At 56.1% G+C, this 12,917-nt stretch carries 10 protein-coding genes, 1 tRNA gene and 1 pseudogene; 7 read left to right on the plus strand and 5 right to left on the minus strand.

From position 1 onward, the window contains the following. From AC2VLY_RS17355 to AC2VLY_RS17370, 4 genes are all read right to left on the minus strand, one after another. On the minus strand, positions 1-3,068 hold a 3,068-nt coding region (locus AC2VLY_RS17355), incomplete at its 3' end, for a type I polyketide synthase (RefSeq protein WP_486893801.1). Then, positions 3,065-4,240: a glycosyltransferase family 4 protein gene (locus tag AC2VLY_RS17360; protein ID WP_486922736.1), complete on the minus strand. Its 1,176-nt coding sequence runs from the start codon at positions 4,238-4,240 to the stop codon at positions 3,065-3,067. The genes AC2VLY_RS17355 and AC2VLY_RS17360, both read right to left, overlap by 4 nt. 7 nt (positions 4,241-4,247) lie before the next feature. After that, entirely contained in the window at positions 4,248-5,429 is a 1,182-nt protein-coding gene (locus AC2VLY_RS17365) for a polysaccharide biosynthesis/export family protein (RefSeq protein WP_193650124.1), read from the minus strand. 190 nt (positions 5,430-5,619) lie between these two features. Next, positions 5,620-5,694: transfer RNA gene (locus AC2VLY_RS17370), tRNA-Val, on the minus strand. A gap of 169 nt (positions 5,695-5,863) precedes the next feature. Between AC2VLY_RS17370 and AC2VLY_RS17375 the strand changes: the two genes are divergently transcribed. The 5 genes from AC2VLY_RS17375 (at position 5,864) to AC2VLY_RS17395 (ending at position 10,453) form a co-directional block, all read left to right on the plus strand. Next, positions 5,864-6,427 carry a C40 family peptidase gene (locus AC2VLY_RS17375; protein ID WP_486893802.1) on the plus strand — a complete coding sequence of 188 codons (564 nt, stop codon included), beginning with the start codon at positions 5,864-5,866 and terminating at the stop codon, positions 6,425-6,427. Positions 6,428-6,470: 43 nt separating this feature from the next. Beyond that, positions 6,471-7,646 carry a lytic murein transglycosylase gene (locus AC2VLY_RS17380; protein WP_486922738.1) on the plus strand — a complete coding sequence of 392 codons (1,176 nt, stop codon included), beginning with the start codon at positions 6,471-6,473 and terminating at the stop codon, positions 7,644-7,646. A 100-nt stretch (positions 7,647-7,746) separates the two neighbouring features. Continuing rightward, entirely contained in the window at positions 7,747-9,093 is a 1,347-nt protein-coding gene (locus AC2VLY_RS17385; protein ID WP_486922740.1) for a TRZ/ATZ family hydrolase, read from the plus strand. Further along, positions 9,090-9,782, plus strand: a complete 693-nt coding sequence (gene ubiG / locus AC2VLY_RS17390; RefSeq protein WP_486893805.1) for a bifunctional 2-polyprenyl-6-hydroxyphenol methylase/3-demethylubiquinol 3-O-methyltransferase UbiG — start codon at positions 9,090-9,092, stop codon at positions 9,780-9,782. The genes AC2VLY_RS17385 and ubiG overlap by 4 nt, the downstream gene beginning before the upstream one ends. After that, on the plus strand, positions 9,779-10,453 hold the full coding sequence (locus AC2VLY_RS17395) for an HAD family hydrolase (RefSeq protein ID WP_486893806.1): 675 nt from the start codon (positions 9,779-9,781) through the stop codon (positions 10,451-10,453). Before ubiG ends, AC2VLY_RS17395 begins: the two co-directional genes overlap by 4 nt. Here the strand turns inward: AC2VLY_RS17395 and AC2VLY_RS17400 are convergent. Continuing rightward, a complete protein-coding gene (locus AC2VLY_RS17400) occupies positions 10,412-11,326 on the minus strand; it encodes a DMT family transporter (protein WP_486893808.1) in 915 nt (304 codons plus the stop codon). The genes AC2VLY_RS17395 and AC2VLY_RS17400 overlap by 42 nt on opposite strands. Positions 11,327-11,482: 156 nt before the next feature. Between AC2VLY_RS17400 and dapC the strand changes: the two genes are divergently transcribed. Both dapC and dapD read left to right on the plus strand, forming a co-directional pair. Continuing rightward, the gene (gene dapC / locus AC2VLY_RS17405) at positions 11,483-12,685 is read left to right on the plus strand and encodes a succinyldiaminopimelate transaminase (protein ID WP_486922741.1); all 1,203 of its coding nucleotides are present in this window, start codon (positions 11,483-11,485) and stop codon (positions 12,683-12,685) included. Between the two features lie 21 nt (positions 12,686-12,706). Continuing rightward, positions 12,707-12,917 (plus strand): annotated as a pseudogene (gene dapD, locus AC2VLY_RS17410) (2,3,4,5-tetrahydropyridine-2,6-dicarboxylate N-succinyltransferase); the annotation flags it as partial.

Genomic DNA, 12,917 nt, shown 5'->3' on the forward strand with positions numbered 1-12,917 from the left:
CCTGAACTTTGCAGACTGCGCTCTGTCATGCCTTGCGTAGCCCCTAAACGAACCCGGCCCTTGGCATGGATGACCCAGTTGTTTTCCATCTGCTTGCGGGAACGAATCTGGAAATGACCATCTTCCTGAAGCTCCACGCGGACGATCCTGCTGCGCGCACTGTCCAGCAGCAAAGGCAGAAGAATATCCAGCTCTTCCACCGTCCAGGCCCGGGTATCCTGGCGTTCCGTCAGTTTTTCCCGGGCTGCAGCCAGTGCCAGTTCGACAAAACCCGCGCCGGGGAAAACCACGCCATCCCCAACCTGATGATCTGCCAGAAAAGCCTGGCGGGACGTGTCCAGACTTTGTTCCCATTCATGCGGATGTCCGGCCACAGGATGCCCCAGCAGAGGATGCACCGCATAACGATATAAAGTACCTGCTGATTCCGGGGTCGTTTGATGCCAATGCCTTTCCCGTTCCCAGGGATAATCGGGCAAATCCACGAGCGAACTGCGAACCGGAAAATACCGCTTCCAGTCGGGCTCAACGCCAGCCAGCCACAGTGCCGCCAGGGTCTGACGGATGGCTTCCGGATGATTTTCGTTGCGACGCAGGGTGGGAATCACCCGCCCTTCCTGTCCACCTGCGGTGATTGCCTCCTGCAGATAACCCCGCAGCACTGCATGACCACCAATTTCTACAAACAGATTCCATTGTTCCAGAGCGACGGCGGCTGCCTGCTGGAAACGGACGGGCTCACGAATATTGCGCCACCAGTAGTCGGCGTCCAGGGCTTCACCGGCAAGCACCGTTCCGCTGACCGCAGAAATAAAGGGAATTTGCGTTGCCTGCGGTTTCAGTTCCTGCAGAACTTCCATCAGCTCCGCCTGGAGCGGGTCCATGCAGGCGCTATGGAAAGGGTAATCGATATCCAGCCGTTTATGGCCGACACCTTGAGCCTGGAACTTTTTCTCCAGTTCACCCAGCGCTACGCTACTGCCAACCACGGTTGCCCCCCGGTGACTGTTCCAGGCAGCAATGCTTATGCTCTGGTCCAGACCCCAATCGTGAAGATGGGGTATCAGCGCATCGGCTGAAAGCGCGACTGCCGTCATTTGCCCCTGCCCTCGCGACTGACCCTGCAAACGGCTCCGCTCGTATATGACCAGCACCGCCTCGGCCAAAGTCAGGGCACCACTGGCCCAGGCAGCAGCCACCTCGCCAACACTGTGACCGGCAACTGCCGCCGCCACAATTCCCTCGCCACGGAGCATGGCCGTAATGCCAACCTGCAGGGCAAACAGGGCCGGTTGCGCCTGTTCAGTGGCTATATAGCGGTCGTCGCCCAGATTTCCAGCCAGTTCAGCGTGGAGGGAGTAACCGGCCAGCGGCGCAAAGTAATGATCCACTTCAGCGATGCTGCGGGCGAACACCGGGTCCTGAAGCAGTGCCTGCCCCATGCCTGCCCATTGACTACCATTGCCGGAGTAGACAAATACCGGTCCTTGTATTTTTTCCATGGCCTGGGCAGCGACGCTGTCGCCCTTTCCTTCAGCAAAGGCACGCAGTTGCGCGGCCATGTTTTCCTGAGGGTTCATCCAGAAAATAACGCGCTGCGCCAGCCAGGCCCGGCGGAAATTGGCCTGATACAGTGCCGCATAAAGTTTCTCCTGGTCCGCAGTCGCCAGCCAGTCTGCAAAGTCCTGAGCCACGGCTTGCAGCGCAGAGGGCGTAGCCGCACTCAGACAAAGCGGTTTATGACCATCGGCCGAACTCCGCCAGCGCGGGGATCGGCGTTGGCGCGGGACTTTGGCGGATTCCAGAATGATGTGGGCATTGGCACCCCCGAAGCCAAAAGAATTAACCCCCACCAGCAAGGGGCCTTCGGCACGGAGTGGACGCATACGCTGCACCACTTCCAGGTGGTAGGTATCCAAAGCCAGTCGGGGATTAAGGGTTTCTATCCCAATAGTCGGCGGAATCAAACGGTTTTGCAGGACCAGAATACTTTTCAGCAAACCCGGAATACCCGAGGCGGTTTCCAGATGGCCGATGTTACTTTTTACGGAACCGATGGGTAGTGGCTGATCGGCATCGCGATGGATACCCAATGCCCTGCCAATGGCTTCCACTTCAATCGGATCCCCTATGGAAGTCCCGGTACCATGGGCTTCCAGATAATCCAGTTGCCGGGGATCAATTCCTGCAGCGGCGTAAGCCTGTTCCAACAGGCTTTGCTGGGTATTGACTCCGGGAATGGTCAAACCGGATTTGTACCCGTCCGTATTGATGGCGCTGTGGGCCACCACCGCCAGGATCCGGTCACCATCGCGCAGTGCCTGTGCATGATCCTTGAGGATAAATACTCCTCCGCCCTCGGAACGCACATAACCATCTGCAGAAGCATCAAAGGGGCGGCAGCGTCCACGTTTGGAAAGCATGGAGGCTTTGGAAAAAATGAGAAATCCGTAAGGATGCAGATGCAGGCTGATGGCTCCGGTCAGGGCCAGATCCGTTTCCCCGTGCAGTATCGACTGGCAAGCCTGATGAAAGGCTACCAGCGTCGAAGAACAGGCGGTATCTACAATAAAACTGGGTCCCCGCAAGTCGTAAAAATAAGACAGCCGATTCGCCGCAATACTGGCCGTTGAGCCCGTGGCGGTATTGGCATCCACGGCGGCCAGATCATCCGCCAGCCGCGAAGCATAGTCGGTGCTGGCCAGCCCGATAAACACGCCGCAGCGACTGCCACGCAGATGTTCAGGGCGGATGCCGGCATGGGCAAAGGCCTCCCAGCTCATTTCCAGCAGCAGGCGCTGCTGGGGATCTATGGCAGCGGCTTCACGCGGAGAAATGCGAAAAAAACCGGCATCAAAACCCGATACTTCACCCAATGAACCGGCGGCAAAAGTGACTGATGTGCCAGGATGACTGCGTTGCGGGTGCTGCAGATACTCTTGCGCCCAGCGGTCTTCGGCTACCTGGGTGATCAGATCATCTCCCGTCAACAAATGTTGCCAGAAGCTGCCTTTGTCTCGGCACTGTGGTAATCGGGAGGCATAACCAATAATTGCAACTTTTTTCACAATAAACTCACAAATCGTTCGAATTTTTCAAAATGTTCAGACCATGTCGGGGCAACAAAACCTTTTATTCTCTGCAGCTGCTGTTGACGGCGTTCGTGATCACGCTCGCTGAAATCGCGAATAGCCTGCAGCCAGACTGCTTCGTCATCCGTATCCAGATATTCCGGAATATTTCCTGCTATTTCCGCAAATACGGGCAGCGGATTGGCCAACACCGGTACCCCTGATTCCAGAGCTTCCAGTAAAGGCAACCCGAATCCTTCAGCATGCGAAGGAAAAAGTAAGGCCTGAGCGCCACGAAGATGCGCGAGCACTTCTGCGTCACTGCAGTGCGGAAGAAATTCGACGTGTTCTTTCAATCGCTCATTATGCTGCAATTCATACAGCAAATCGCCGCACATCCAGCCTACCTGGCCAATAATGCGTAATTGGGGAATATGATTCCAACGCCACTCCGCCATCATACGTTGCCAGAGATAGAGCAGGAAAGCATGGTTTTTTCGGGGTTCCAGAGTTCCCACCACCACAAAATAGGGCCTTGCCGGCGCAACTTCGGGACCGCTGACCGGGCTACGCCTTAAATGCGTACCCAGGGGTATGACCGCCATCGGCGGTATCGACATCTTGATATTTTCTGCATAGTCGCGAAGCGCCTCGGCGGTGTGCTGCGAATTGCTGACAATACCTGCCGACTGCCCGAGAATCACCTGCAGGCGTTTTCCATGGCGTTGGGTTGCATCGAGCTGACAGAAATGTGGATGGGTCACGGGAATCAGGTCATGGGCCATCACCAGCAGACGCATTTTTTTGCGACGCAGCCAGGCCAGATAGCTGGGTCGGTCCAGCCCACTGTGGCCCATGTTCAAAACCCAGCTGCCGGATTTTACCGGACGAAAGGCCAGTTTCAACATGTACCCAACCGTCTTGGCAAGACTGCCATGCCGCTGCCCATGCGCCCAGGCCTGCAAAGTATCAAACAGGGTCATGGAGGTGATTACCGATAGGGCAACCGCCACACCATTATGAATCATCATGGCCTGTGCCCGGCCATGGAAGTGACCAACATAGGCGAGACACACCCGGTCTACCCCGGTCGGTATGCGCCCCTTGCGCATACGGTGGACAAGCCGGGTAATATCTATATAAACCGGGGCTTCGCCAAGATCTGCCATAAAATGCTTACTTGACGATGCCCGCCGTACTCAGGCCCTGAATCGGGTAAACAATCTGCACGATCAGGCCCAGGAATTTCTGAAGATCGGTAATAGGTGCCGAGGCCACATAAATCAGATCCTTGTTCTGGATAGGGAACTCTTGTGCCGCAAAAAGCGTGGCAGGATTGCTGAAGTCAAAGCGGAACACCACGGGCACTTCCCCTTCGGCATTGGTTTGCAGCGGTTCTGGCCAATTGGTGAGGAAATTGGGTTTTTCCAGGCGGAAAACAAATACCGCCTTGGCATCAGCTTCATTGCCATTCAAACCACCTGCTCTGGCCAGAGCTTGTGCCAGACTGATACCCGAGGCTTCAAAATCAATTTCTTTGGTCTGAGTGGTCGCTCCCATGACGGTCACATGCAGCGGCTGATAAAGTGCCGTAATCACATCCCCTGCCCGCAAGGAAACATTTTCTTCGGGGTGCCGAATCACGTCTTCCAGAGGCAGTTGCAACACCTTCCCCTGATGAGAAAGCTGAATGGTGACCTTGTTCACCGGTTTATCGACCCCGCCCGCTGCCGCCAGCGCCTGCAGCACGCTGACTCCGCCAGGAATCAGCGGAACCTGGGTACTTTTACGCACATTGCCGACTACGGAAATGCTCTGGGCATGGTTACTGACCAGACGGACCACCACCTGGGGATCATGGGCCATATTTTTCAGCCGGGCACGGATTTCAGCACCAATGTCGTCCAGGGTTTTACCGGCACAGGAAATTTTACCGGCAAAAGGAATGATGATATCGCCATTACTACCCACCATTTGCTCCGGAATGGAGGTCATCACCGAACCGGAACCCGTAGTGCTGTTTGCCGCTCCGGCAGAAGCAAAAAGCATGGCGGGTGGTGCCTCCCAGATATAAACCTGCAGGGTATCGCCAGGCCCCACCGTATACAGTCGCGGATTGGGGTTACTGAAGTCGCGCAGCAGGTTTAACTGAGGTGTATCCGCCCGAATCCGAATCTGATGGGCAAGCGCATAATCCACCTTGACCAGCTGAATGCCGCGCAAGGTCTTATTGTGGGCCACGTTCTCCACGGGTCCGGCACGCGGTCCTGCGTAAGGCATGTAGGAGGAGCAACCCGCGAGCCCCGCCAGCAGCAGACCGACAGTCAAAGCGCGCAAACCCGGATAACCTGTTGTCATCAGCAACATCCTCAGAAAAAACGGTCAGTTGAAAAGTTGGTAATATTATTTCCTGCTTGATTGTAACCGAATATCAACTTGGAGGTCATCCAATAGGCACGGCTATGCGCTATATCAGCCAGATTAGCCCGTCGTACTGAGCCAGAGCCACATCATTGGAGAGCGGCTGAGTTGCTTATTAAGTTTTATTTGGTGGGCGGTACAGGGTTCGAACCTGTGACCCCTGCCGTGTGAAGGCAGTGCTCTACCACTGAGCTAACCGCCCTGGATGCCGAACGGTTCCAGAGAGCGCGTAAAATACCAATCGCAGCCATTCAGGTCAACCAGCAGTTTGTCTCCCATGGTTAGCCTCTCTTGCCAAATCACAAGAATTAGGCTATTTACTTTCCTTAGAAAAAAGAATGAGGAAGACGCCTATGTCAAGGCAGTACTTTATGTTTGCGAATAGTCCCCTCAAACGGGGGGGAGTAACTCTTCTGTTTTTGACATTGACGCTCAGTGGCTGTGCCAGCATGGCCCCCAATAGCCCTTCTTCTTCCCCACTCCTATCCCAGCCCCCGGTACGATCCTCCGATTATGTGCAGCACGCTGAAGCTACTACTCTGGATGCTGTTCTGGTACATGCCATTTCGGAAATCGGCAAGGACTACCGATGGGGAGGAGACACTCCCCAGACCGGCTTTGACTGCAGCGGCCTCATTCAATATGTGCTGGAGCAGGCTGGTGTGGACATTCCCAGAACTTCTTTTGCCCAGGCCGCTGCCCTGCCTTCCGTGCCCTTAAGTCGTATCCGCCCTGGTGATCTGGTGTTTTTCAATACCATGGGACAACCTTTTTCGCATGTAGGGATTTACATCGGTGGGCAACAGTTTGTCAGCGCACTGAACCGACGCCAGGGTGTCGCCGTGCAAAGCCTGCAAATCCCTTACTGGGCTGAACGTCTGGATGGTGTACGACGGCCCATGCCCAGAGAATTACTGGCCATGCGCGATAACTGAACACGTATCCGATCCAAATTTCAACAAGACAACGAGTGAGCACATGCACCTCAAATCCATCATCCGAAGCATTTTCAGTACCAGCATCATGGCTATCCTGCTTTCGGCCTGTGCCACCGAAGTCGGGCCTACTGGTACCGTCAGCAACCCTACCGCCCAGACCATGCCGGGTTCCAGCGCTTCAACTTCCACAACTCAGCCATTAACCGTCCAACAGGCGCAAAACATGCTCCCTGCTCCGCCGGTTTCCTGCGTACGGGATGTTTATTTTCCCAATTTCCCTCAGCAATACCAACGGCAACTCCAGGAAATTGCCTGTCATTTACAGATAAACGATGGCCTGCCGGCCAGTTATGTCATTCCAGCCATGCAAAACGCCCGCTTCAATGCCCGCGCCGTAACGCTGATGACCCCGCCGCCACCCAGCCAGCAGCCCTCAGCCCCGTATCCGTGGTGGCGCTATCGAGACCGTTTTCTGCATCCTGACCGGATTAACCGGGGATTGCAGTTCTGGAATGCGCACAGTGCCCTGCTTGAGCAGGTCAGCCAGAAATACGGGGTTCCCGGATCGATTTTGATGGGTATTCTCAATATTGAAACTGGCTTTGGTTCCTTCATGGGGAACTTTTCGGTACTGAACAGCAACCTTAGCCTCTCACTGGCTTTGCCGGGGCGCCGCCGGTTTTTTCTGCATGAAACTGCTGAAACCCTGAAATTGGCCCAAAAGCTGGGGGTGTCACCAGCAACCCTGATGGGTTCTGAAGCCGGGGCCATGGGGATGTCGCAATTCCTGGCCAGCAGTTATTTGCGTTACGGCATTGTCTGGAATGATCCTCCTGGCGGTCCTCTGCCCAATCTCTGGCAATCTCCCGCCGATGTGCTGGCCTCTACGGCCAATTTCTTTCTGGGCCATGGTTGGCAGCCAGGGCAACCGGTCATGGCCAGAGTGGCGGGTTCAGGCGGGATCGACACTGCCGCCTTCCTGCACGGCAAGCATCCCTTGGGGCAGCTTCTGGCCGCCGGGATTCAGCCGGAAGAACCCGCATCCTTGCCTGCTGACACCCCCGTTGGCCTGCTCCGCCTGCAAACTGCCGAAGGTCCTACACTGTTTATTGCCTACCCCAACTTCTACGCCATCATGGGCTACAATCCCAGCGTGTATTATTCAGCCACTGTCTGGGCTTATTCCCGAGCCATTCAACGGGCACTGGATGGCTGAAGCCGAAAACGGCACAGGACCAACCAACGGGACAATTGCCTCACGCCAGCGCCCCCGTGTTAAGATGAGGCACCCCTAATATCAGGTCATGAGGTCGGGTGTGCCATCACAACACGCTGCAAAACCAGTGGTCGATCAAATTATCAGTGCGCGCTGGGTCATTCCGGTGCGTCCCCGCGTACTGCTGCACCATCATGCACTGGCCATCCAGCAGGGGCGCATTGTCGCTATCGGTCCCCGGGACGAAATTCATGCGGCATATAGCGCAGCAGAAAACACGGCACTGGAGCAGCATGTGTTGATGCCCGGTTTCGTCAATGCCCATACGCATGCAGCCATGACCTTGATGCGCGGGCTCGCCGATGACCTGCCCCTGATGACTTGGCTGAACGAACACATCTGGCCCGTGGAAGGACGTTTTGTCAGCCCGGAATTTGTCAGCATGGGTACGGAACTGGCCATCGCAGAAATGCTGCGTGGCGGAACCACCACTTTCAATGATATGTATTTTTTTCCCGAAGCCGCCGCCCGGAGTGCTCAGAACATGGGTATGCGTGCCCACATCGGGCATGTCATCATCGATTTCCCCACGGCTTATGCCGCAAATGCCGATGCCTGCCTGCAAGCGGCCGCTGATCTTCTCCCCCGCCTGCAGCAAATGCCGCTGATCCGCCAAAGTCTCGCACCCCATGCACCTTATACCGTTGCTGACGCCGGTTTACGGGGTACCAGAGAACTGGCTGAAGCCGAACAACTGCCCGTCCACATGCATGTCCATGAAACCGCTCATGAGGTGGAAGAAAGTCTCGCTCAGCATGGTCGGCGTCCCCTTGCGCGGCTCGCGGAGCTGGGTCTTTTGAATCCGCGTTTTCTGGCGGTACACATGACCCAACTGGACGCTGATGACTTGACGATTTGTCGGGATAGCGGGCTGCACATCGCCCACTGCCCGGAATCCAATCTTAAACTCGGTTCCGGCATCGCCCCCGTGGCCCGTATTCGTGAGCAGGGTATCGGGGTGGCCATCGGTACGGATGGTGCTGCCAGCAATAACGATCTCGACATGCTCGGTGAACTGCGCACTGCGGCCTTGCTGGCCAAAGGTTTCAGCGGCGATCCGACGGCCTTCCCGGCCTGGGAAGTTCTGGAAGCAGCTACTTTGGGAGGTGCCGAAGCCATCGGCTGGGGAGACCTGACCGGCAGCCTGGAACCCGGCAAGGCTGCGGATTGCATTGCCATTTCCCTCGACCACCCGGCCACCTTTCCGGTCTATGACCCGGTCTCTCAGGTCGCTTACTGTGCCGGACGTGATCAGATTACCCACGTCTGGGTGGATGGCCAAATCCGTATTCGTCAGGGTCAGGCGGTGGATTGGGAAGAGCAGGCATTATTCAGCCGCGCGCAAACATGGGTTAAGCGCATTCGCGACAAGGATCAAAATACATGAACATGGATCAGGCCGAAGTCAGCAAATTTGATGCGCTCGCCAGCACCTGGTGGGACCCTGCCGGACCTTTCCGGACACTGCATGAAATCAATCCGTTGCGCGTGGACTTTATCGCCCGGGGCTGTCAGGGTTTGCGCGGTAAGCACGTTCTCGATGTGGGTACCGGTGGCGGTCTGCTGGCAGAAGCCATGGCCCGGCTGGGTGCTCACGTTACGGGCATTGATCTGGCGGCAGATGGCATTGCGGCGGCGCAGGCCCACGCCGAACTCGGGCGCTTGCAAGTGCAGTACCGCAGGGTGGCTGTAGAGGAGCTGGCCGAGGAACAGCCCGGGTCCTACGATGTCGTGACCTGCATGGAAATGCTGGAGCATGTCCCTGATCCTGCTGGCATTGTTGCCGCCTGTGCAAAACTGCTGAAGCCCGGCGGCAATGCTTTTTTTGCGACTCTCAATCGCCATCCCAAAAGTTACCTCCTGGCTATTGTGGGTGCCGAGTATGTGTTGGGTTTGTTGCCACGCGGCACCCACGATTATCAAAAATTCATTCGTCCCAGCGAACTCATTGCCATGACCCGCAAGGCACAGTTACAGAGCCTTACATTAAAGGGCATGCATTATGATCCCATCCGTCATTTGGCGCGCCTGAATGATGACGTGACCGTGAATTACCTCCTGCACACCCGAAAATGACCCAATTTGGCGCAGTACTTTTCGATCTCGATGGTACCCTGGTAGATACAGCCCCGGATCTGGCGGCGGCGGCCAACCGGCTGCGTGAAAGTCGCGGACTATCTGCCCTGCCCTTGGCTGACCTGCGCCCGGCAGCCTCCCAGGGCGCACGTGGACTTTTGCGGGTCGCGTTTGGACTGCAACCTGAAGACCGTGAATTTCCGGTCCTGCGGGAAATATTTCTGGAAGACTATTTGTCGCGGATTTGTGAACAGAGCACCCTGTTTCCCGGCATGGTGCAGGTTCTTCACTGGCTGGATGAAAGCAAAACCCCCTGGGGGATCGTCACCAACAAACCGGGGTTTCTGACCACGCCCCTAGTGGCGGCACTGGCGTTGCCGGTGGCCCCCGGAGTCGTCGTGAGTGGCGATACCACCGCCCGTGCCAAGCCCGATCCTTTGCCAGTTCGCCATGCCTTGCAGCAACTGGACGCCGAAAACACACAAAGCCTCATGATTGGCGATGATCATCGCGACATACTGGCGGGCCGCGCGGCGGGTACGCAGTGTTGGGCAGCTGGCTGGGGTTATGTGGAGGCGCAACATCCCCCGGAAAACTGGGAGGCTGATCAAATCATTACCCGTAGTGAATTACTGCAGCCCGCCCTTTTCCATGTCCACACCGCCCAATGAAACCGGATGCTGTTGGCTTCGGGTGATTTGCAACAGCGCGGCGGAAAGAATCAATACGCCGCCCAGCACTTCCAGCAAGCCGGGCTTTTCCCCTGCCAAGCACCAGGCAGACAGTGCCCCGACAATCACCTCAAAGGGCATGATCACGGCAGACACACTGACCGGCATGCGCGCCACCCCGTACTGAATGGCTATTGTTGCACCGGCAATCCAGAGCCAGGAAAACCCCAGTAAATAGGGATATTGCATTGGGGAAAGACTGGGCCAGGGTTGGAACCAGACAAAAGGCAGCGCCAACAGGACACAGCCCCACCACACCGAAGTGGCACGATGCATATCTCCCAGCGACTCATCGGCACGCAGCACCACGTTGCTCAGGGCAAAAGCAAAACCCGAGGAAATGGACAAAAGATCGTTGGTACTCAGATCACTTACAGAAAAGCCCTGACCATGACTGACAACCAGCGCCGACCCGCCAACCGCCAGGGCGGCAGCCAAAGCACCACGCCACCCCACTGCTTCCCGCAAAAAAATCCGGGCGGCAAAAATTGCCCAGACCGGCGAAAGATAAAAAAGCAAAAGGATGCGGACTACTTCACCATGGACCAGTGCCAGCATAAAAGCCACATTGGTCCAGCCCCCAAAAACCAGCAGTCCGATCAGGGTCCAATGATGCCCCCGCAAATCCCCGCGACGCTTCCAGGACCACCATCCTGCCGGCAGGGCCAGCAGCAGATAGATGGCCAGAATCAGCCAGGCACCATGCAGCCCCGCCGCATTAAAGTAGCGCAAAGGCAGCCACAGCACGCCCCACAGGCTGGAACCGATAAGTAATGCCATAATCGGCAAGTTCTGGATGATAATACGTGGCATCAGTCTGCTGAGAACCTGTCCCAAGGAGAATTTCGGAAAGAATTTTTCGGATTATATCGGGATTGGCAAGCTGCGTCTCAGTTCCTCCGTCGCTGATCAGGGCTTGTCATAAACGCCATCCATGCCCCAGAATCAAAACCTATGACAACACATTCCATGAATCCATTATTGGACACCCTGCAGGCGTATCCCTTTGAGCGGCTGCGGCAGTTACTGGCCGGACTGACACCTCCAGACCGGGAACTGATAGATTTTTCCATTGGCGAGCCGCGCCATCCGGCACCGGGAATTGTCAGTGAAGCAATTATTGAGCATCTGCATGGTTTGACGGAATATCCCAAGGTGTTGGGTGAACTGCACCTGCGTCAGGCGATTGCCCAATGGGCCAGCCAACGCTTTCATTTGCCGCCCGGTTTTCTGAACCCCGAATCCCAGGTCATTCCTGCCAATGGCAGTCGTGAGGCACTGTTCAGTATCGCCCAGGCCGTGTTACCCGCCTGCGCAAAACCTCAGCCGCTGGTGTTGCTGCCCAATCCCTTTTATCAGATTTACGAGGGTGCGGCTCTGCTGGCCGGAGCAGAACCCTATTATCTGAATTGTGGCACGAATGGTCAGCCCGATTTTAAAGCGATTGATGAAACCGTTTGGGCACGCTGTGCCCTGCTCTATATCAATTCGCCCCATAATCCCACAGGGGCGACACTGTCTTGCGCAACCCTGCAGTGGCTTATTGAGAAATCCCGTCAACATGGATTCGTACTGGCAGCAGACGAATGTTACAGTGAATTGTACACCGGCGTAGAAGCCCCCGCTGGCATTCTTGAAGCCGCCGCACAAACCGGCAGTCTGGATAATGTGCTGGCTTTTCACAGTCTTTCCAAGCGTTCCAGCATTCCCGGCGCGCGCAGCGGCTTTGTAGCTGGTGATGCCAAAATACTCAAGGCTTTTGTCCTGTATCGGACCTATCTGGGTGCGGCAATGCCACCTTTTATTCAGGCAGCATCCATCAGTGCCTGGCAGGATGAAACCCATGTCATCCAGACCCGGGCCAGTTATGCACAAAAATTTGCCGCAGCCCGGACTATTCTCGGCAAGCATCTACCCGTAGAAATCCCGGCTGGTGGCTTTTATCTCTGGCCGCAGGTCGGAAATGGTGAAGCCTTTGTGAAGGCCCTGTTTGCCGAAGAACATGTACGCTGTCTGCCGGGATCTTATTTATCCCGGCAGGCGCAGGGCTGTCATCCCGGACAGGACCGGGTGCGCATTGCCCTGGTCGGCAGTCATGAGGACTGCGTCGAAGGACTGGAGCGGATTCGGCATTTTCTGGAAACCCATCCATTATCCGCATTTTCCATTTGAACCATTTGTGAAGGAGTTTTCGTGAGCCAGAGTCTAGAAACCATTATTGATGCTGCCTGGGAAAATCGGGCGGAGATTTCACCCAAGCAGGCCCCCGCCGATCTGCGTGATGCCGTTCACCAGACCATTGAAGGTCTGGATAAAGGCGTGCTTCGGGTTGCCGAAAAGCGTCATGGCGAATGGGTGACCCATCAGTGGATCAAAAAAGCCGTGCTTCTGTCTTTTCGCCTCC

It is taken from the genome of Acidithiobacillus sp. TH-A36, assembly GCF_057473445.1.